The following is a 21,575-nucleotide window of genomic DNA, read 5'->3' on the forward strand; positions in this document are numbered from 1 at the left end:
TGCTCTATTTCTGTTTCTGTGCGAAAAGCGCGAGCAGGTTCTCAATCGAGAACATTGCAATGCAGACGCTGGCAATAACCGGAATGCAGTAACGCAACGATTCAGGCAAGCCGACAATTGGAATCCGGTCTTCGGCGGTGGCCTCCACCATCTGCAGACACCCGAAGAAAACCATCACCGCAAACACGATCAGGCAAATATGCTGAAACGACGTGGCGATGAGCTGCCCTTTCGGCGGCAATTTCTTGACGAGCGAATCGAGCCCGATATGGCCGCCTTCGCGCACCTTGAGCGCGGCGCCGAACATGGCGATCACGATCACCAGCAAGAGCGCGATGGGCTCGACGAAATCCGGTGCATCGCTGAAGACGTAGCGCATCACGACGCTGTAGATCACCAGCAGGCTCAGCACGGCGAGACCCACCGACGCCACGATAACTAGAGCGCGGAACAGAAAATCATTTGGGCGCTTCATGAATCTCATTGAACCCATCCTTGCATACGACCGACCTGTCTTTAATAGTCAGCAATCCTGTTCGACTTATCCGATTCAGGAAGCGCGCAGCGGCACAGCCCGCGAATCTTCTCGCAGGCTCCTTGCGCCGCTGCCGTGCTTCCGTTCAGGCGAACCTTATTTGACTGCCTGAATCTCGTCGACGAGCTGCTTCATTTGCGGGGTCTTTTCGTACTTCGCCCAGACCGGCTGCATGGCCTTGACGAACGCGGCACGATCGATCTGCGTCGTGGCGACGATGGTCGCGCCGCCCTTCGTGACCGTCTTGCTCGCGTCGGCTTCGCGCGCCGTCCACAGTTTCTGGTAGTACGGCACCGAGTCCGCGGCAGCCTTCTTGATGATGTCCTGCTCTTGCGGCGTCAGCGTGTCCCACACTTTCTTCGAGAACACCAGCACTTCCGGCGTCATCGAATGCTGGGTTTCGGAGTAGACCGGCGCGACTTCGAAGTGCTTGGTTTCTTCGTACGACGGCAGGTTGTTTTCAGCGGCATCCACCAGACCCGTCTTCAGACCCGTGTAGACCTCGGCGAACGGCATCGGCGTGGGCGTGCCGCCCATTGCGCGGATTTCGTCGACCATCAGATCGGACGGTTGCACGCGAACCTTGAGGCCCTTCATGTCTGCCGGCGTGTGAATCGGCTTCTTCGTGTAGATGGACCGCGCGCCGCTCTCGTAGAACGTCAGCGCGATCATGCCCTTCGCCTTGAAGGCGTCCAGAATCTTCTGGCCTTCCGGGCCGTACATCACCTTGCGGAAATGGTCGATGTCGCGGAACAGGAACGGCAGCGACGGGATCATGGATTCAGGCACGATCTCGTTGAATGCGGCGCCGTTGGCGCGCGCCATGTCCAGTGCGCCAATGCGCACCTGATCGATCGTGTCGTTTTCGGAACCCAGCGCGCTATTGCCGAAGACCTTCACGGAATCCTTGCCGCCGGTTGCCTGTTTGATCTGTTCCCCCATGTATTTCACGGCCATGTTGGTCGGGTAAGTGTCGCCGTGCACGTCGGACACGCGGAACACACGCGCTTGTGCCGACACGGTGCTGAATGCCAGCACCGAGGCTGCGACGATCATCGAAACACGGGAAGAGGCAAACTTCTTATTCATCGTGAAATTCCTTGAAAAATTGACCATCCAATCGATTGCGGAGGGCCCGCTTGCGGTGGCCGCCCGCGGATGCGACATGGATTGCTGCGTCTCCCGGCTCGACGCTCGCCACCGTATGCGGTCACGAGCGCTTTGCCATGCTGGTCTGTGCAACGTCCCCGGCGCAGATGCTCAGCACTCCTGTCAGACAACTCGACTCTTTTACTTTTGCTTCAACTGCACCGGCTTGCATCTCGTGTGCGAGTAGTCGCGCACGTCGACGCCGCCTCGTTCATACCGAAAACTCGAAATTCAAAGAAAGGAATTTGTTTGGGCTTATATGTTGTACGACGACATATGAAGTCTATAAAACGGAGTTTGAGTTGTACAGACGGTATTTACCCGCACCGCCAAGGCATCCGGCACGGCTGACCGGCGCGTCGTGTGTCGAGTGTCCGCGCCAGCTGGCACGGCGCTGCTGGGGTAAAACCGGTATGCGCGGGAGACGCTGTTTTTCGTAGCAGAATTGTGACGAGACCGTAGCCTTTACGCCACAATGTTGTACGACGACCTATGAATATCGAGCAGACGAACAAAGGGCGCCGGCCACGACAGCGTGCCCAGCGCCCTTCTCACGCAAACTCCGCTTACAGCTCGCCCGCGAACTCCGGCTCGGGTAGCCCGGTTACACCAGGACGCACGGCGAAAAGATGGCCGTCGTGCTCGCTTGCGTTCGCTGCGGGACGAATCGACGTGACGAACAGCGTATCCAGATCGCGTCCACCGAAGGCACACATCGCCGGCTTGACGGCCGGCACGGCAATCTGCCGGTCCAGCTTGCCTTCGGGCGTGAAGCGCAGCAACAGGCCCGCGTCGTTCGCGCAAATCCAGTAGCAGCCGTCGGCGTCCACCGCGGCGCCGTCGGGACGGCCCGCATGGTGATTCAGATCGGCGAACACGCGACGGTTGCGCGGCTCGCCAGTCTCGACGTTGTAATCGAATGCCCAGATCTGCCTGCGCAACGGATGCGAATCCGACAGGTACATGGTCGTGCCGTCCGGCGACCACGCGAGGCCGTTCTGCGTGATGAGCGCGTCGACGACCGGCGCGGACAACACGCCACGTTCGTCGAAACGATAAAGCGCGCCGGCCGGCTTGGCCGCCGCCATGTCCTGCACCATCGTGCCGGCCCAGAAGCGCCCTTGCCGGTCGCAACGGCCGTCGTTGAAACGCATGTCTTCGCATGCGAAATCCGGTGCGGCGAGCTTGCGTCCTGTCACGCGCACGGGTTCGCCGTTCGCCGAGGACTCAGTCAGCGTGACCGCAAAGAGCCCGGTCTCGCAACCGGCCAGCACCGTGCCGCGATGATCGAACGCGATGCACGCGACTTTCTCCGGCAACAGCCATTCGGAGCGTTCGCCCGAATCGATCCGCAGCCGCACGATCTTCTGCGCCGGAATGTCCACCCAGTAGAGCGCCTGTTCCTTCGCGCGCCACACCGGACTTTCGCCAACCGAAGCCGGCGCCTGCCCTGCCGCCTCGACTCGCTCCACGCGCGGGTTCGCCGCGGCGCTCACCGCTTCGGCTCCATCGGGCCGGCGAGCACAAACGGTCCGCCCTGAAAACGCTGCGTCGGATCGTCGAGTTCGGCAGTCGGTGCGGTGACCGGAAAGAGATGCTCGAATTCGACCGAACTGTCTTGCGGACGAAAACCGAGGAACGCGGCCTTCGTGTTGTCCACCCACTTGGTCCGGTTATCCGACACGCCGTACACGATCGCGTGACCCACGCGATTGGTGAACAGCGAGCAGCGCACCAGTTCGATAAAGTCGCGAAAGCTCAGATAGGTCACGAGCATGCGCGGATTCTTCGGCTGCTCGAACGAAGAACCGATCCGCAGACACACCGTCTCCAGACCGAAGCGATCGAAGTAGTACCGCGACAACGATTCGCCGAAGCACTTCGTCACGCCATACAGGCTGTCGGGACGCAGCGGCGCATCGATATCGACCACCTCTGTCACCGGATGAAAACCCACCGCGTGATTCGAGCTCGCATACACGATGCGCTTCACGCCCTGCTTCTGCGCGGCCGAATAGAGGTTGTACAGGCCGCGGATGTTCGCTTCGAGCAGATCTTCGAACGGCGCCTCGACGGAAATACCGCCGAGGTGAATCACGGCGTCCACGCCTTCGAGTAGCGCGTGAACCGCGGCTTCGTCCGCGAGATCGACGGTGGAGGCTTCCTCGTGCGCCGCCACGTCACCGAGCGGCGCGATGTCGCTCACGCGCACGATATCGGCCCACTCGGCCAACGCGCCGCGCAATTGCTGGCCGAGGTTGCCGGCGGCGCCGGTCAGCAGCAGGCGGCGGAAGGGTTTCTGCGCCGCGCTGCGGCCAAGATTCGAGTCAGTCATGTTTCTGTATTGGTGTAAGAGCGATCAGGTCAAGCGCGCGTGACGAACCAATCAGGTCACCGGCGCCGGATTGAACAGCGTCAACGCATTGTGGAGCTTGAGTTTTTCAGCGCAGGTTTCCTTGCGCCCGCTGGCGACGTCGAGCATCAGACGGAACAGTTCCCAGCCCACCTCTTCGATGGTCGCCGCGCCGGTCGCGATGGTGCCGGCGTTGATGTCCATCAGGTCATGCCAGCGGCGCGCCAGATCCGAGCGCGTCGCGACCTTGATGACGGGCACTTCGGCGAGGCTGTACGGCGTGCCGCGGCCGGTGGTGAAAACGTGCAGGTTGATACCCGCCGCGACTTGCAGCGTACCGCAGATGAAATCGCTCGCCGGCGTGGCCGCGTAAATCAGCCCTTTCTGGCGGACCTTCTCGCCGGGCGACAACACACCGGAAATCGCCGAATTGCCCGACTTGATGATCGACCCCATCGCCTTCTCGACGATGTTCGACAAGCCGCCCTTCTTGTTGCCCGGCGTGGTATTGGCGCTGCGGTCCGCGCCGCCGCGCTTCAGATAATCGTCGTACCACTGCATCTCGCGGATGATCGCCGCGGCGACCTCCGGGTTGGCCGCGCGCGCCGTCAATTGATCGACGCCGTCGCGCACTTCGGTGACTTCCGAGAACATGACCGTGGCGCCGGCACGCACCAGCAAATCGGTCGCGTAGCCCACTGCCGGGTTCGCGGTGAGGCCGGAAAATGCATCGCTGCCGCCGCACTGCACGCCGATCACGAGATCGGACGCGGGACAGGTCTCGCGACGGCGATTGTTGAGCCGCTTCAGATGACCGTCGGCCATCTTCATGATCGACTCGATCATCGATTGGAAGCCGACGTGTGATTCATCCTGAAGCACGACCACGTCGCCATTCATATCTGCCTCGATATCGCCGATGTCCGCGACTTCGGCGACATTCGCGGCCGCGGCGATCGGAATCGTGCCGGGCGGCATCAGGCGCTCGGGTTGCAGCTTCTCGCAACCGAGGCTGACCATCATCACCTCGCCGCCGAAATTCGGATTCAGGCTGATATTGCGCACGGTGCGGATCGGCACCATCGCGTCGGGCGCGTCGATCGCGACGCCGCAACCGTAGGTGTGGCCGAGGCTCACCACGTCGTCGACATTCGGATAGTTCGGCAGCAGCTCGGCCTTGATGCGGGTGACCGCATGCTGGACCACGTCGGCCACGCATTGCACCGTGGTCGTGATGGCGAGAATGTTGCGCGAGCCGACCGAGCCGTCCGCGTTGCGGTAGCCCTCGAACGTGTAGCCCTCGAGCGGCGGCATCTCCGGCGCCTTGATCGTGGCGATCGGCAGATCCTCTAGCCCCGGCGGGCTCGGCATGCGGATCACGTGTTCGTTGATCCAGCTGCCCTTGGGCAGGGCCTTGAGCGCATAGCCGATCACCACGTTATACCGGATGACCTCGTCGCCCTCGGCCAGATCGGCCAGCGCGACCTTGTGCCCTTGCGGCACGCGCTCGCGCAGCGCCAGACCGTCGGGAAATACCGCGCCCTCACCCAGCCCGCCGTCGTTGACGACGATCGCGACATTGTCATTGGGGTGAACGCGAATGTAGAGCGGAGATTGTTCCATTGCATCGATCCTTATGGCGTTTTACGCCTGCTGCGCCAGCTATTCATACGTCATCCTACAACATGAAAGATTGCGCAGACGTTCCGTATTTACCCTAGGACAAGCATTATGCCGTGAAATGACCGTTGAGTTAGCCGATTTGTTGTTGTACGATGACGTATAAGAAATCTCAATTTCTACTGAATTGAACCCCCGCGAACCATTCCGACGCTCTGGATACTCATCATGACGACACCGCAGGAACTGAAGCAGATCGTTTCCGAAGGCCTCCTGTCCTTCCCCGTTACCGACTTCGACGAACAAGGCGATTTCCGCGCCGACACCTATGCTGAGCGCCTCGAATGGCTCGCTCCTTATGGCGCTTCGGCGCTGTTCGTCGCCGGCGGCACGGGCGAGTTCTTCTCGCTCACGCACAACGATTATTCGAACGTCGTCAAAACGGCCGCCGAAGTCTGCAAAGGCAAGGTGCCGATTCTCGCCGGCGCGGGCGGCCCGACGCGCGTCGCGATCGCCTACGCGCAGGAAGCCGAGCGCCACGGCGCGAACGGCATTCTGCTGATGCCGCATTACCTGACGGAAGCCTGCCAGGAAGGTATCGCCGCGCACGCTGAAGAGGTTTGCAAGTCCGTGCCGAACATGGGCGTGATCATCTACAACCGCGCGAACTCCAAGCTTAACGCCGATATGCTCGAAGGGCTGGCTGAGCGCTGCCCGAACCTGATCGGCTTCAAGGACGGCGTGGGCGAGATCGAGAACATGGTGTCGATCCGCCGCCGTCTCGGCGACCGCTTCTCGTATCTCGGCGGCCTGCCGACCGCGGAAGTCTATGCCGCTGCATACAAGGCGCTGGGCGTGCCGGTGTATTCGTCGGCGGTGTTCAACTTCATTCCGAAGACCGCGATGGACTTCTACCGCGCCATCGCCGCGGACGACCACGCGACCGTCGGCAAGCTGATCGACGAATTCTTCCTGCCGTACCTGGCGATCCGCAACCGTCGCGCGGGCTACGCGGTCAGCATCGTCAAGGCCGGCGCGAAGCTGGTCGGCCACAGCGCCGGTCCGGTGCGCGCGCCGCTGACCGATCTGACGGAAGAAGAAATGGGCAAGCTGGACGCGCTCATCAAGACGCTCGGCCCGCAATAATCCGGCTGGCGTAACAGAACCAGTCAACACCCGGCGGCCGTGCGAACGATGGCCGCGTAAACGGCACCGCAAAGAGCGCCCGGGACGGCAACGTCGCCGGGCGTTTTTGTGCCGCACGAATGTATCGACAAGGCTTGTGGCGACTGTTGCGCCACGACGTCTGGGGCAGCCCCGCTCCCCTGCATAAAAGATTCAGGAGATGACCATGGAAATGAGCCGCACGGCGAGTGCCGCCCACGTCGCAAAGCGCACGCGAGTCCGCTACGGAATCCTGCTGCTGATCTTTCTGATCACGACTTTCAACTACGCGGACCGCGCCACGCTGTCGGTGACCGGCTCGGCCATGCGCGCCGAGTTCGGCTTCGACGCGATCCGCATGGGCTACATTTTCTCCGCGTTCAGTTGGGCCTACGTGCTGTCGCAACTGCCGGCCGGCTGGCTGCTGGACCGCTTCGGCGCGCGGCGCGTCTACGCGGCGAGCATTTTCTTCTGGTCGCTCTTCACGCTGCTGCAAAGCTCCATCGGCCTGCTGGGCAGCGCGGCAGCCGCCGTCACCGCGCTGTTCGTGCTGCGCTTCGCGATGGGCGCGGCCGAATCGCCGGCGTTTCCCGCCAATGCCAAGGTCGTGGCGAGCTGGTTCCCGACCAACGAACGCGGTACGGCGTCGGCCATTTTCAATTCGGCGCAATACTTTGCCGCAGTCGTGTTCACGCCGCTGATGGCATGGCTCACCCACGCGTTCGGCTGGCACATGGTCTATGTCGTGATGGGCGTGATGGGGCTTCTGCTCGCGCTCACGTGGCTGAAGGTGATGAAGAATCCCGCCGATCATCCGCGTGTTTCGCGCGCTGAACTGGAGTACATCGAACAGGGCGGCGGCGTGGTCAATGGGCAAAAGAAAGCCCGCTCCACTGACAAGATCGAACATACCGGCGGCTGGTCGCTGGTTCGCCAACTACTGAGCAACCGCATGCTGGTCGGCGTCTATCTCGCGCAGTATTGCATCAACGTGCTGACCTACTTCTTCCTGACCTGGTTTCCGATCTACCTCGTGCAGGCGCGCGGCATGACCATTCTCCAAGCGGGTCTGGTGGCTTCGCTGCCGGCGATCTGCGGATTCTCCGGCGGGGTGCTCGGCGGCATCCTGTCCGACGGGCTGATCCGTCGCGGCCATTCGCTCACGATCGCGCGCAAGGTGCCGATTGTCGGCGGCATGCTGCTGTCGGTGTGCATCATCGGCTGCAATTATGTGTCGACCGATTGGGTCGTCGTCGCGCTCATGTCGCTCGCGTTCTTCGGCAAAGGCATCGGGGCGCTCGGCTGGGCGGTCGTCGCCGATACGTCACCGAAGGAAGCGCTCGGTCTCTCGGGTGCGATCTTCAATATGTTCGGCAACGTCGCCGGTATCGTGACGCCGATCGTGATCGGCTATCTCGTGGCGAAGACCGGGTCGTTCAACGGCGCGCTGGTGTTCGTGGGCATCAACGCCCTGCTCACGGTGTTCAGCTATCTCGTGATCGTGAAAGACATCAAACGGGTCGAGTTGCGCCCGCGCTGACCACGCGGCGGTTATCGTACTTCCCTGCGGACGGCGAAATGAGCGCCGTCGCAGCGTAAAACGCAGACTGGAAAGGGACGTCGGCGTCGTATCGGCCGCCGGCCCGCAAAATGATATGGCGTGGTTATAATCAGTCGTCAGACGACGGTATAATGAAACGCATGAAGTGTCTGCAACTATCTGATTCAAGGGGCGTTTTCGATGGCTACACCACTGGCATCCGCGGCACCGCCACGACGCGCTCGTAATCTTGCCGAGTTCGTCGTCAGCTACGTCACCGAGCAAATTGCGTCCAACGCCTTGAAGCCCGGCGACAAACTGCCGACCGAATCGCAACTCATGGTCACGCTGAGCGTGAGCCGCACCGTCATTCGCGAGGCGATTTCGCGTTTGCAGGCGGGCAAGATCATCGAGACGCGGCACGGTATCGGCAGCTTCGTGCTGGAACCGCAGCGCGAAAAGCTGGGCATCGACATGGTGCCCGCCACCACCCTGCGCGACGTGTTGTCGATCCTGGAACTGCGCATCAGTCTGGAAACGGAATGCGCGGGTCTCGCGGCGCAGCGCGCCAAGCCGGACGACCTCGCGCGCATGCGTGCCGCGCTCGACGCGATCGAAGCCACGCGCCATAACGGGCTGGACAGCGTCGACGCCGATCTGCAATTTCATATTTCGGTAGCGCGCGCCACCGGCAACCGCTATTTCGTCGACATTCTCACGCAGATGGGCAGCGCGCTGATTCCGCGTAACCGGCTCGACTCGGCGGGCATTGCGCGCGCGGAACCGGATGCGTATCTGTCGCTCGTCAATCTCGAACACGAAAGTATTCTCGAAGCGATCACGCGGCACGACGCGGAAGGCGCGCGCGCGGCGATGCGCATGCATCTGTCCAACAGTCGCGAGCGCTTGCGGCGAGCAAACGAAGCTGCTGAGGCGAATAGCTGAGTCGGTTCGCTTCTAATTCGGGTTCGCTAAGGTGGGCGCAATAGAAAAATGGCCGGGATATCCCGGCCATTCTCTTATCTCACTCGATCACCCACCGCTTAGCTGCGCGTGATCTCGCCATCACGACGACGCCACAGATCCAGCGGATTGCTGTCGGTCAGCGCTTCCGGCAGCAGATCGGCCGGGAAATCCTGATAGCACACCGGACGCAGGAAACGCTCGATCGACGTCGTGCCGACCGAAGTCGCGCGGCTATCGGACGTCGCCGGGAACGGGCCGCCGTGCACCATCGCGTGCGACACCTCGACGCCCGTCGGGAAGCCGTTCACCAGAATCCGGCCGGCCTTGCGTTCCAGAATCGGCACCAGCTTCTTCGCCGCTGCCAAGTCGGCGCTGTCCATCTGCACCGTGGCGGTCAACTGGCCGGCAAAGTGCTCGGCAACCGCGAGCAGTTCCTGCTCGTCCTTGCAACGCACGATGGTCGACGCCGGGCCGAACACCTCGTCTTCCAGCGCCGGCGTGGCGAGGAACGTCTGCGCATCGGTTACGAACAACGCCGCACGCGCCTGGGTCGGGCCGGTTGTCTCGACACCGCGAGCCACGGCCTCGACGCCCTTCGTCGCCGCCAGCTTGCCCTCGCCTTCTTCGTAAGCGGCGCAGATGCCGGACGTCAGCATGGTCTGCGCGGGCTTGCCGCTCAGCGCGTCGGATGCGGTGGCGACAAACGTCTTGAGCGCGTCGCTATCGACGGCAATCGCGAGGCCCGGATTGGTACAGAACTGGCCGGCGCCGAGCACCAGCGAATCGACGAAACCACGCGCGATGCTCTCGCCGCGCCCAGCCAGCGCATTCGACAGCAGGAACACCGGATTGATGCTGCTCATTTCCGCGTAGACCGGAATCGGCTCGGCACGCGCCGCCGCCACGCGCATTAGCGACGTGCCGCCCGCGCGCGAACCGGTGAAGCCGACCGCCTTGATCGCCGGATGCGCGACCAGCGCCTCGCCAACGGAATTCCCCGCGCCGACGATCATGGAGAACACGCCTTCAGGCAAGTCCATCTCTTGCGCGACTCGCTGGATCACGCGGCCGACCATCTCCGACGTGCCGAGGTGAGCGCGGTGCGCCTTCACCACCACCGGGCAACCGGCCGCGAGCGCCGCCGCCGTGTCGCCGCCCGCCACCGAAAACGCGAGCGGGAAATTGCTGGCGCCGAACACCGCGACCGGGCCGAGCGGAATCTTTTGCATGCGCAGGTCGGAGCGCGGCAGCGGCTTGCGCTCCGGCAGCGGCGAATCGAGCGTGGCCGAGAGCCACTGGCCGGCGCGCACGACTTGCGCGAACAGCTTGAGCTGGCCGGTCGTGCGACCGCGTTCACCTTCGAGACGCGCCTTCGGCAGACCCGATTCCTGGTGCGCCCGTTCGATCAGCGCGTTGCCCAACGCCGTGATGCCGTCGGCGATACGCTCGAGAAACTCGGCGCGCACCGTCAGCGGCAGGTGGCGGTACGGATCGAACGCTTGCTGCGCCAACTCACACGCCTGTCCGACGAGGGCCACCGAACCGCTGCCGAAAACCGGCTCCGCGATATCGGATCCCGTGGCAGGATTGAACGCATGCAATGGTTTTTCCTCGCCGCGCACCGCTTTGCGGCCGATCAACATTTCGCCGGTAATTGTCATTTGCTTTCCTTGAGTGAAGGCTTAAGATATAAGTCATCCTACAACATTGTGAGGCATGCGCGCAACCTGAAACGCTTGCCTGGCGAGGAATTCGGGTTAACGTGACCGTTACAACCGCCGAGGCCGGTGCTAATCTGCAATCAAGACATACGACGACCTATAACTCGCGTTGAGCCGTCGTCGGAGCTTGCCCGATCCATTGCCGTTCGAGGAAAACAGCCCATGCCAGCCGTCACGCCTTACCAGCCCTTACCCAATAGTTTCCGTCGAGCAGTATGCGGCGGCGAAACCCTGATTGGCTGCTGGGCGTCGCTCGCCAGCCCGATCGTCACCGAACTGCTCGGCATTGTCGGCTTCGACTGGATGCTGCTCGACGCCGAGCACGCGCCGAACGACGTCCTCACGCTGATCCCGCAGTTGATGGCACTCAAGGATAGCGCCAGCGCGCCGGTCGTGCGGCCGCCCGCCAACGACAGCGTGTTCATCAAGCGGCTCCTCGACAGCGGCTTTTCGAATTTCCTGGTGCCGTTCGTCGAAAGCGCCGACGACGCGGCCCGCGCCGTCGCCGCCACGCGTTACCCGCCGCAGGGCATTCGCGGCGTCTCGGTGAGCCACCGCGGCAATCGTTACGCGACGGTGCCCGACTACTTCGACGTCGCCAACGATAACGTCTGCGTGATCGTGCAGATTGAAAGCCGTAAAGCCGTCGACGCAATCGACGACATTCTCGCCGTGGACGGCGTGGACGCCGTATTCGTCGGACCGTCCGACCTCGCGGCCGCGTACGGCCATCTCGGCAATCCGAATCACCCCGATGTGCAGGCGGCGATCGCGCGCGTGTTCGAACGCGCCCAGGCCGCCGGCAAGCCGAGTGGCATTCTCGCCCCGGTGCAGGCTGACGCGGAGCGCTATATCTCCATGGGCTGCCGCGTCGTCGCGGTCTGCGCGGATATGGGGCTGCTGAAAGCCGCCGCGCAGACGGTTCAAAAACACTTCATGCAGAAACAGGCGGGCCAGCAATAACCCGGCCGTCATGACATCTTCGGAGCATTCCATGCAAAAAGCAGGCTTTATCGGACTCGGCATCATGGGTAAGCCCATGGCCGCCAACCTTCTCAAGAACGGCGTCGCGCTCGCAGCGTTCACGCGCAGCGGCGTGCCCGACGATCTCATCCAGGCGGGCGCCGTCGCGTGCGACAGCCCGGCCGCCGTAGCCGCGCAGGCCGACGTGATTTTCATCATGGTGCCGGACACGCCCGACGTCGAGCGCGTGCTGTTCGGCGAACAAGGTCTCGCCGGATCGTTGCGCGCGGGACAAACCGTCGTCGACATGAGCTCGATTTCGCCGATGGCCACCCGCGAGTTCGCGGCCCGCGTGCGCGAAAGCGGCGCGGACTATCTGGATGCGCCGGTTTCCGGCGGCGAAGTCGGCGCCAACGCGGGGTCGCTGACCATCATGGTGGGCGGCGAAACCGCGACCTTCGATGCTGTCAAGCCACTCTTCGACATGATGGGCAAGAACGTTACGCTGATCGGCGGCGTCGGCGCCGGCCAGGTGTGTAAGGTGGCCAATCAGGTGATCGTCGCCGCGACGATCGAAGCTGTCGGCGAGGCGCTGCTGCTCGCTTCCAAGGCCGGAGTCGATCCGGCGCGCGTGCGTGAAGCGCTGATGGGCGGCTTTGCGTCCTCGCGCATTCTCGAAGTGCACGGCGAACGCATGACCAAACGCACCTTCGATCCGGGCTTCCGCATCGAACTGCACCAGAAGGATCTGAACCTCGCGCTTTCGACCGCGCAATCGCTCGGCGTATCGCTGCCGAATACGGCCACTTGCCAGGCGCTGTTCAACGCCTGCGTCGCGCACGGTGGCAAGGCGTGGGACCACTCGGCGATGGTGCGTGCGCTCGAATTCCTCGCCGATCACGAGATCGGCCAGAAGACCGCTTAAGCCGCACGCCGCTTTTTGATGCGCCGCTCCGCTTGCCTGATGCAGATAGGCAGGACGGAGCGGCGCATACGTGCGTTCGCAGGCTTCACTGCGAATTGACAAGCGCTGAGTCATCTCCATTGGCAAAGTTTTTTTACAAACATTAAGGATACCTTACGTTAAGGAAACAGCTTCAACGAGCTGCATTCCCCCAAGTCGCAACAATTACTGACAACGCCCGCAAAGGGCAAGGAGACATCCGTGGCAACCATAGATAAAACCAACGGCAAGCGGGCAACATCGAAAACGTCCGGTCAGGCTGAACCGAATTCGCCCGTTCGCCGCGCGTTATCGTGCTGGCGGGTACGTCCGCGGGCGCGACCCTGCTCGGCGGCTTGTCCGCCTGCGGCGGCTCCGTCAACGGCGGCACAACCACGCCGCCCGTGGTACAGGACCCGATCTGGGGCACCTCGGGCGCCGCGACGCAGATCATCGCGTCCTTGCAAGGCATCAAGCAGTCGATGTTTCCCACCCGCGACTTCGTGGTCACGCAGTACGGCGCCACACCGTGCGCCGTCGTCGCCGCGGCCAATCCGTACACGGGCTCGGCGTCGGTCGCGAGTCCCGGTTCGAACCTGACCAACGCCGCCGCTTCGTTCGACTCGCGCCCCGCGTTTCTCGCCGCCATCCAGGCCTGCAATGCCGCGGGCGGCGGACGCGTGGTCGTGCCGGCGGGCACGTGGTACTGCGCCGGACCGATCGTGCTGCTGAGCAACGTGAACTTCCACCTCAGCGCGAATTGCACGATCTATTTCAGCCCGAACCCCGCCGACTACGCCAAGGACGGCCCGGTCGCCTGCGGCGCCAACGGCAATCTGTTCTATAGCCGCTGGCAGGCGAACGATTGCCTGAACTACGGCTCGCCGGTCTATGCGCGCAACCAGACCAACATCGCGTTGACCGGCGAAGACGCGACCTCGGTGCTCAACGGGCAAGCCATGACGCCGTTCGCCGGCAGCGGCAACACCGCGACGTGCTGGTGGACTTTCAAGGGATCGAATGGCGCGTACGGCTGCGTCAATTCGTCGACACCGTCGCAGGCGTATCTCAATCCGAAGAACGTCGATCTGAAAATCGCCGCACCGGGTATTTCCGACGCGCTCTATGCGCAGCTGACCAGTCCCACGACACCGTGGCAGGAGGATCAGAACTACCTGCCCGCGCTCTCCGAAGCCGGCGTGCCGATCGCGCAGCGCGTCTTCGGCGTCGGCCACTATCTGCGCCCGTGCATGGTCGAGTTCATCGGCTGCACGAATGTGTTGATGGAGAACTACAGCACCAACAACACGCCGTTCTGGCAGCATCATCCGACCGATTGCAAGAATGTCGTGATTCGCGGCGTGACGACCAACAGTATCGGCCCGAATAACGACGGCTTCGATCCGGACGCGTGCGACAACGTGCTGTGCGACAGCGTCACGTTCAACACCGGCGACGACTGCATTGCGATCAAGTCGGGCAAGGATCTGGATACGCAATACGGCCCCGCGCAAAATCACGTGATCCAGAACTGCATCATGAACAGCGGTCACGGCGGCATCACGCTCGGCAGCGAAATGGGCGGCGGCGTGCAGAACATCTACGCCCGCAAGCTGCAGATGCTGAACCAGAACTGGGCGACCAATCCGCTGAACATCGCGATTCGCATCAAGACGAATATGAATCGCGGCGGCTTCGTGAAGAACTTCTATGTCGATACGGTCACGCTGCCCAACGGCGTCAGCCTGAAAGGCGCGGGCTACGGCAACGCATTGCTGAGCGGCAGCCCGATCAACGCCACGGTGCCGCTCGGCGTCGTGACGGCGACGGCGGCCAATCCGTCGGCGGCACAGGGCGGCCTGATCACGTTCGACTGCGACTATCAACCGGCGAACGACGCGATTCGAATCCGTCCGGCGGTCGTGCAGAACGTGAACATTTCGAACGTGCAGGCGAGCAACGTGACGCTTAACGGCGTGACCGGCTCGTGCTTTCAGGCAATCGTCGCCCAAGGGCCCGTCGCGTTCGACTACAACGGCGCGGCCCCGACGCCGACCATTCCGCCGATCAGCGGCGTGACGATCTCGAACTGCAATCTGGGCACCGCCGTGTCGGCCGGCCCCGCGAGCGCGACCACGCCTGGACCGATCTACGCGTACAACGTCAACGGCATTACGTTGAGCAATGTGGTGATTGGCGCGACGACTTACAACACGACGGTGGTCGATAAGCGTTAAGCGGTTGAATGGCTGGGCGAAGCGCGAGCTTCGTCCAGCCGTGAAGTTGGAAGCAACGCAGTGAACAAGGCAAAAAAATGGCGACGCTCGAAAGCGCCGCCATTTCCATTTCCGGCTCGACTGATCAGCGTCCGGAATTCATCGTGACCTCGCCAGACTCACTTGGCCACCGCGCTCGCCGACGTCCAGCGCGGCTCGGGCGCCTTGTCGGCGCTCTTCGCCAGCAGGCACACCACAGCGGCGGCGATGATGTCGAACACCGCCAGCACCACGAACAGCGGGCTGTAACCGATCTGCGTAACCAGCACGCCGAACAGCGCCGTGAATGCAGCAGCGCCCAGATAACCCGCCATGCCGCCCATGCCGGTCGCGGTCGCGACTTCGTTCTTGCCGAACATATCGGACGTGATCGCGTACAGCGCACCCGACAAGGTCTGATGCGCAAAACCGCCGACGCACAGCAACGCCACCGCCACATAAGGACTCGCCACCAGACCCACGCAGGCCGGTCCAATCATGAAGAGCGCGCCGACTACGAACACCATTTTCCGCGACGTGAACAGCGACACCTTGGCGTACTTGTGAAACAGCGGGCTGAGATAACCGCCCAACACGCAGCCGATATCGGCGGCCAGGAACGGCATCCATGCATACAGCGCGACTTCCTTCAGGTTCATGTGACGCTCGGTCATCATGTACAGCGGAATCCACGCGTTGAAGGTCTGCCAGGCCGGCTCGGACAGCATGCGCGGAATGCCGATCGCCCAGAAGTCGCGGCTGCCGAGCATGGCGAGCCAGCTGCGCTTGGCGGCGCCGGCGTCGCTGTGCTTCGCTTCCTGGCCGCTGAGAATGTAGTCGCGTTCAGCGTCGCCCAATAGTTTCTGGTTGCGCGGATGTTTGTAGAGCACCATCCACAGCAGACTCCAGACAATCCCTGCCACGCCGACGATCACGAAGGCCAACTGCCACTCGCCGCGCAACAACGCCCACACCACCAGCGGCGGCGCCAGCAACGCACCGATCGATGAGCCGATGTTGAACCAGCCGATCGCCACCGAGCGCTCCTTGGCGGGGAACCACTCGCTCGTCGCCTTGACGCCGGCCGGAATGCCGGCCGCCTCGGCGATGCCGAGCAGGCCGCGGAAGAACGCGAGGCTGCGCCAGCCCGTCGACCACGCCGCCGCGGCGCACGCCAGCGACCATGCCAGCGCGAACGCCGCAAAGCCGATCTTGGTGCCGACGGTGTCGAGCAGATAGCCGGCGACCGGCTGCATGAATGCATAGCAAAGCTGCCACGCCACGACCACGTGCGAATACTGCTCCGTGGTGATGTGGAGGTCTTTCATCAACGTCGGCGCCGCGACTGACAGCGTATTGCGCGCGAGGTAATTGATAATGAGCCCGGCCGCGACCAGACTGACCATCCACCAGCGGATGCCCTTGATTTTCATTGCTGCGTCTCCTCGTGATCCTGAACTGCTCAAACAGGCCGCGTAGCGGAAGCGGCCGAGCCGTCCGGAGCGGCGTCATCGCGCGAATAATCGATACCCACAAAGCCGCCGCCCTGGAAGCGCTGGCCCAGCGCGTCGAGCGGGTTGGGACGCGCGAGAATTTCCTCGGCGTAGGCCTCGGCATCCTGCGTCGGCTGATAGCCCAGACGTTCGGCGCCGCTGTTGTCCCACCAGCTACGTGTGTTGGCCGACACGCCCCAAATGGTCAGGAAGCCCACGTTCTCCGCTTCGACGCAGCGGTCGAGGAAATGCAGCAGATCGCGATGACCGAACCACGTACTCAGGTGCCGGGGCTCGGTCGGCCGCTCGAGGCAACTGCCGATGCGCACGCACACGCTCTCGATGCCGTGCTTGTCCCAGTACATTCTTGCGAGTGCTTCGCCCCACACCTTGCTCAGGCCGTAGAAACCGTCCGGGCGCAGTTCGCAGTCGAGGCTGAGATGCTCGGTGACTGGATACATGCCGATCGCGTGATTGGAGCTGGCGAACACGATGCGCTTCACGCCTTGGCGGCGCGCGCCTTCGTACACTTCGACCAGACCGCGCAGATTGTTTTCGATGATCTCGGGCAGCGGACGCTCCACGCTCGTACCCGCGAAATGGATCAGGACGTCGACGCCTTCCAGCAAACGATCCACGATCGCGGGATCACGCAGGTCGCCGTGCATCACGTCCTCGCCTTCCACGAGCGGCACGAGGGCCTTCGAGCCCGCCGCCGAACGCAACGGCGTGCCGCGTGCGATCAACGCAGCGCGTACCACCGAGCCAAGCTGGCCACCGGCTCCACTCAGAGCAATCTTCTTCATAAGGTTCCTTTCCTGCGCCGCGCGCAATCGAACTTGGGTGCAACCGTCGCTTCTGTCATGACGGCAGTGTCTGCCGATTCAGCGATAGTTGTACGATAACGTACTATCTGCGATACTAGACCGGAATTCAATTAGGCACTTACCCTTATCTCAACGATGTTTCGACTAATTTTGCCATAACAAACAAGCGAATAAGCTGGCACAATTTATGTGACATCGTATAACTAGAAACACGTTTTTTACCCGAAATCCATGATGTGAAGAACCGCGTCGGCCGGCTCCGCGCAGACGCACACAAGCGCGTAGACTTGATGCGCTCACGCGCAAGCCGAACTGCCGTTATGACCCGGCGCAGCGCCCCTCTTCCATTGATTTTTCAGCGCCGCACGCCACCATGCTCACTGCCCACTGTCCCGTGCAATCCGTCGCCCTGCCGGCTGAGTCGAGCGTCGCCCGTTTGTACGACGCGCCGGACCTGGCCGATGCGTACGCGGTCCGCCTGCCCGAGAACGCCATCGACGATCCGGAGTTGCTGGCGCGCTTCGTGTTCGCGCATCAGGCGGGATGGGTCGCGAAGCTGATGAGCGTGCGCGATGCGATCGTCGCGCGTATCGGCTTGAAGACTGCCAAGCAGTTACGCAGCATCAAGGATCCTGCCGCCGCACGGGAGCGCCTCGACATCTTCAGGATCTACACGCGTAGCGCGCACGAGATCATTCTCGGCGAAAACGACCGTCATCTCGACTTCCGGGTTTCAGTGCTGCAGCAGACCCGTGGCACGCGCGAAGACCGCTCGCGCTATCTGATCCTGTCGACCGTCGTGCATTGCCACAACCGCCTCGGCCGTTTCTATATTCTCGCGATCGCGCCGTTCCACCGGCTGGTGGTGCGCTCGTCATTGCGGCGAGCGGCGCGCGTCGGCTGGCCGACTGCCTGAGCGGTTGAAACGCGGGCGCGTGAACGATCACGGCCCGCGGTTCGGATTCGAGTGCAACCGGGGCGCGCTTGCTTACCCGCAGCGCCCCGCACTCGCGGCATCAACACACGTCACCGCAGCACCACATCACGACCCGATGAACTCCAGCAAATCACCGTTCACCTTGGCGGCCTCGACGGTGCACATGCCATGCTGGCCGCCCGGATAGACCTTGAGCGTGGCGTTCTTCACGATCTTAGCGGTCAGACGGCCGGCTGCATCGATCGGCACGATCTGGTCGTCGTCGCCGTGCAGCACCAGGGTCGGCACGTCGATCTTCTTCAGGTCTTCCGTATAGTCGACTTCGGAGAACTGCTTGATGCAGTCGTACAGTCCCTTGATCGAGCCGGCCATGCCCTGGACCCAGAACGAATCGATCACGCCTTGCGACACCTTCGCGCCCGGCCGGTTGTAGCCATAAAACGGCAGCGCCAGATCCTTGAAAAACTGCGAACGATCGTCTTCCACGCCCTTGCGGATGCCGTCGAACACGTCGATCGGCGTGCCGGCGGGATTGCTCTCGGTCTTCAGCATCAACGGCGGCACCGCGCCGATCAGCACGGCCTTCGCGACGCGTTGCGTGCCATGCCGGCCGATGTAATGCGCGACTTCCCCGCCGCCCGTCGAATGGCCGACGAGCGTGGCGTCCTTCAGGTCGAGTTGTTCGATCAGCGCGGCGAGATCGTCGGCGTAGGTGTCCATGTCGTTGCCGTCCCACGTCTGCTCCGACCGGCCATGCCCGCGCCGGTCATGCGCGATCACGCGAAAACCTTTGCTGCCGAGAAACAGCATCTGCGCGTCCCACGCATCCGCGCTCAACGGCCAGCCGTGCGAGAAGACGACCGGGCGGCCCTTGCCCCAGTCCTTGTAGAAAATCTGCGTGCCGTCTTTCGTCTTGATCGTGCTCATCTGCTGACTCCTGTTAGTTGAAGTCTGCCGTCGCCGGCAGGTGGATGAAGCGTGCCCTCTCGAACCATTCGCGCAGCACGCGACACGACGCCCGTTCCAGGCACGGCATGCCTTGCACCACACGTTGATGACGGATTCGCGACGCGCCCAGGCGATTCATCCGGCGCGTCGGCTATGACTATTCGAAGCGAATAACGGGAAAAAATACTGGACTGGCTATACGGCGTGCATGCGTGAGTAGCATGCGCTCATTTGAAAAATGCTGCCGTTTGGCTGCCTGCATGGTATGAGCAATCGAGCCAGTTGACTAGCCGCCGGGCGCATGGAAAGTCCGTTCTGACGGAGTGATTGTCGGTTGATGACAAGCCGATCCCAATTGCCGAACATTGGCTCGCGGATCAAACCCGCGGGCGGCGACCTTAACCTGCTCCAGGGAAATGCCGAGAGCAGATCAAACGCGTTCGAACCCGCCCACGCGACAATGCTGCAGCGCGGTCGATTGCCGCAGTCGCACCATCGGCGCACCGAAACCGTGCCCGACGCGCGCGCCAAGGCGATCAGTAAAACTTGATATCTATCAACGAGTTGCTGTCTCAAAATAAAAATCGCCGCAAAACAACGTGGTTTTTTGACGCACGTCGCGTCGCAGCAAAAAAAACGACCATCCCCTACTCTTGCGCCATCTGCCCAGCGCAGTGCGCACCGACAACGGTCGACGCGCGTAGTCCGCCCTCGCGGACCCAACGCACTTCAAGCACCTCACGCTCATGAACTCCGCTCTATCGGCCTTCGATCTCGCCCGCATCCAGTTTGCGTTCACCGTCTCGTTCCACATCGTCTTTCCGGCGCTCAGCATCGGCCTCGCCAGCTTCATCGCCGTCCTCGAATGGCGCTGGCTGAAAACCCGCAAGGCGTACTACAAAGACCTTTGCCTGTTCTGGTCGAAGATCTTCGCAGTGGCCTTCGGCATGGGCGTGGTTTCCGGCGTGGTGATGAGCTATCAGTTCGGCACCAACTGGTCGGGCTTCTCCAGTTTCGCCGGCCCAGTGACCGGCCCGCTGTTGATGTACGAAGTGATGACCGCGTTCTTCCTCGAAGCGGGCTTCCTCGGCATCATGCTGTTCGGCTGGCAGCGCGTGAGTCCACGCGCGCACTTCGGCGCCACGCTGATGGTGGCGATCGGCACGCTGATTTCGACCTTCTGGATTCTCGCCTCCAATAGCTGGATGCAAACGCCGCAAGGCTTCGAAGTCGTGAACGGCCGCGTCGTGCCGCTCGACTGGTTCAAGATCGTATTCAATCCGTCGTTCCCATACCGGCTCGCGCATATGGCGCTCGCGGCGTTCATCGTCGCGGCGCTGGTGGTGTCGGCGGTGGGCGCGTGGCATCTGCTGCGCGGACGGCGCGATCCAGCCGTCAAGAAGATGTTCTCGATGGCGCTCTGGCTCCTCTTGATCCTCACGCCGATCCAGGCGTTCGTCGGCGATCAGCATGGTCTGAACACGCGCGAATATCAGCCCGCCAAGATCGCGGCGATCGAAGGTCTGTGGGACACCGAGAAAGGCGGCACCGCGCTGAACCTGTTCGGCATTCCCGACATGCAGGCGGAAACCACGCGCTACGCCGTGTCGATTCCGCACCTGGGCAGCCTGATCCTCACGCATAGTTGGGATGGCGAAATTCGCGGCCTCAAGGAATTCCCGCCGCAAGACCGGCCCAACTCGACGGTGGTGTTCTGGAGCTTTCGCATCATGGCCGGCCTCGGCGTGCTGATGATTGTGATGTCGGTGGCCGCCTGGGTGCTGCGCCGCCGTGGACGCCTGTTCGAATCGAAGTGGTTTCAGCGCGTCGCCGTGGCGATGGGGCCGACGGGTTTCATCACGCTGCTGGCCGGCTGGGTCACCACCGAAGCGGGACGTCAGCCGTGGGTCGTGTACGGCGTGATGCGCACTTCGCAGGCCGTGTCGCCGCTCACCACGCAGCAGGTCGGCATCTCGCTGATGACCTTCGTGGTCGTGTACTTCCTCGTGTTCGGCACCGGCGTCTATTACATGCTCAAGCTGATGCGCGCGGGTCCGGCGCTGCCCGGACACACGCCGCACGAAGCGCCGGCGCGCTTGCCGAATCAGACCGCGCGCCGCCCGCTCTCCGCCGCCGATCACATGATCGACGCCGCCTGAAC

16 protein-coding genes and 1 pseudogene are annotated in these 21,575 nt (G+C 62.6%); 8 read left to right on the forward strand and 9 right to left on the reverse strand.

Annotated features, from left to right (window positions below; genetic code table 11):
• Window positions 1-4: 4 nt before the first annotated feature.
• The 5 genes from PQR42_RS21640 to garD all read right to left on the reverse strand — a co-directional run bounded on the left by PQR42_RS21640 (window position 5) and on the right by garD (window position 5,660).
• On the reverse strand, window positions 5-484 hold the full coding sequence (locus PQR42_RS21640) for a TRAP transporter small permease (RefSeq protein ID WP_408387958.1): 480 nt from the start codon (window positions 482-484) through the stop codon (window positions 5-7).
• 147 nt (window positions 485-631) lie between these two features.
• Window positions 632-1,624 (reverse strand): TRAP transporter substrate-binding protein, encoded by a 993-nt coding sequence (locus PQR42_RS21645; protein WP_408206022.1) that lies wholly within the window; start codon window positions 1,622-1,624, stop codon window positions 632-634.
• A 626-nt stretch (window positions 1,625-2,250) separates the two neighbouring features.
• Complete coding sequence (locus PQR42_RS21650) at window positions 2,251-3,180, reverse strand: SMP-30/gluconolactonase/LRE family protein (protein ID WP_408387956.1); 930 nt, start codon at window positions 3,178-3,180, stop codon at window positions 2,251-2,253.
• Entirely contained in the window at window positions 3,177-4,019 is an 843-nt protein-coding gene (locus tag PQR42_RS21655; protein WP_408206026.1) for an NAD-dependent epimerase/dehydratase family protein, read from the reverse strand. The genes PQR42_RS21650 and PQR42_RS21655 overlap by 4 nt, the downstream gene beginning before the upstream one ends.
• Window positions 4,020-4,070: 51 nt before the next feature.
• The gene (gene garD / locus PQR42_RS21660; RefSeq protein WP_408387954.1) at window positions 4,071-5,660 is read right to left on the reverse strand and encodes a galactarate dehydratase; all 1,590 of its coding nucleotides are present in this window, start codon (window positions 5,658-5,660) and stop codon (window positions 4,071-4,073) included.
• 225 nt (window positions 5,661-5,885) lie between these two features.
• On the opposite strand from garD, the gene kdgD reads away from it, so the two are divergent.
• The 3 genes from kdgD (at window position 5,886) to PQR42_RS21675 (ending at window position 9,306) form a co-directional block, all read left to right on the forward strand.
• The gene (kdgD, locus tag PQR42_RS21665) at window positions 5,886-6,803 is read left to right on the forward strand and encodes a 5-dehydro-4-deoxyglucarate dehydratase (protein WP_408206030.1); all 918 of its coding nucleotides are present in this window, start codon (window positions 5,886-5,888) and stop codon (window positions 6,801-6,803) included.
• Window positions 6,804-7,008: 205 nt separating this feature from the next.
• Complete coding sequence (locus PQR42_RS21670) at window positions 7,009-8,361, forward strand: MFS transporter (protein WP_408206032.1); 1,353 nt, start codon at window positions 7,009-7,011, stop codon at window positions 8,359-8,361.
• 201 nt (window positions 8,362-8,562) lie between these two features.
• Window positions 8,563-9,306, forward strand: coding sequence for a FadR/GntR family transcriptional regulator (locus tag PQR42_RS21675; RefSeq protein WP_054040224.1), 744 nt, complete (start codon window positions 8,563-8,565; stop codon window positions 9,304-9,306).
• A 98-nt stretch (window positions 9,307-9,404) separates the two neighbouring features.
• On the opposite strand, the gene PQR42_RS21680 is transcribed toward PQR42_RS21675, so the two are convergent.
• Window positions 9,405-10,988, reverse strand: coding sequence for an aldehyde dehydrogenase (NADP(+)) (locus PQR42_RS21680; protein WP_408206035.1), 1,584 nt, complete (start codon window positions 10,986-10,988; stop codon window positions 9,405-9,407).
• Window positions 10,989-11,210: 222 nt separating this feature from the next.
• On the opposite strand from PQR42_RS21680, the gene garL reads away from it, so the two are divergent.
• From garL to PQR42_RS21695, 3 genes and pseudogenes are all read left to right on the forward strand, one after another.
• On the forward strand, window positions 11,211-12,011 hold the full coding sequence (gene garL / locus PQR42_RS21685) for a 2-dehydro-3-deoxyglucarate aldolase (protein ID WP_408206037.1): 801 nt from the start codon (window positions 11,211-11,213) through the stop codon (window positions 12,009-12,011).
• Between the two features lie 31 nt (window positions 12,012-12,042).
• Window positions 12,043-12,936: a 2-hydroxy-3-oxopropionate reductase gene (locus PQR42_RS21690; protein ID WP_408206039.1), complete on the forward strand. Its 894-nt coding sequence runs from the start codon at window positions 12,043-12,045 to the stop codon at window positions 12,934-12,936.
• 240 nt (window positions 12,937-13,176) lie between these two features.
• A pseudogene (locus PQR42_RS21695) lies at window positions 13,177-15,191 on the forward strand (glycoside hydrolase family 28 protein).
• 158 nt (window positions 15,192-15,349) lie between these two features.
• On the opposite strand, the gene PQR42_RS21700 reads toward PQR42_RS21695, so the two are convergent.
• Window positions 15,350-16,642, reverse strand: a complete 1,293-nt coding sequence (locus PQR42_RS21700; RefSeq protein ID WP_408206040.1) for an MFS transporter — start codon at window positions 16,640-16,642, stop codon at window positions 15,350-15,352.
• 29 nt (window positions 16,643-16,671) lie between these two features.
• Window positions 16,672-17,508 carry an NAD-dependent epimerase/dehydratase family protein gene (locus PQR42_RS21705; RefSeq protein WP_408206042.1) on the reverse strand — a complete coding sequence of 279 codons (837 nt, stop codon included), beginning with the start codon at window positions 17,506-17,508 and terminating at the stop codon, window positions 16,672-16,674.
• A gap of 394 nt (window positions 17,509-17,902) precedes the next feature.
• Here PQR42_RS21705 and PQR42_RS21710 point away from each other — a divergent pair, with 394 nt between their 5' ends.
• Entirely contained in the window at window positions 17,903-18,445 is a 543-nt protein-coding gene (locus tag PQR42_RS21710) for a DUF2867 domain-containing protein (protein WP_408387950.1), read from the forward strand.
• Window positions 18,446-18,571: 126 nt separating this feature from the next.
• Here PQR42_RS21710 and PQR42_RS21715 read toward each other — a convergent pair whose 3' ends face one another.
• Window positions 18,572-19,393, reverse strand: a complete 822-nt coding sequence (locus PQR42_RS21715; RefSeq protein WP_408206046.1) for an alpha/beta fold hydrolase — start codon at window positions 19,391-19,393, stop codon at window positions 18,572-18,574.
• Window positions 19,394-20,160: 767 nt separating this feature from the next.
• On the opposite strand from PQR42_RS21715, the gene PQR42_RS21720 reads away from it, so the two are divergent.
• Window positions 20,161-21,573 carry a cytochrome ubiquinol oxidase subunit I gene (locus PQR42_RS21720; RefSeq protein WP_408206048.1) on the forward strand — a complete coding sequence of 471 codons (1,413 nt, stop codon included), beginning with the start codon at window positions 20,161-20,163 and terminating at the stop codon, window positions 21,571-21,573.
• Window positions 21,574-21,575 lie beyond the last annotated feature (2 nt).

This window comes from Paraburkholderia sediminicola (genome assembly GCF_046027355.1).
GTDB classification, from domain to species: Bacteria; Pseudomonadota; Gammaproteobacteria; order Burkholderiales; family Burkholderiaceae; genus Paraburkholderia; species Paraburkholderia sediminicola_B.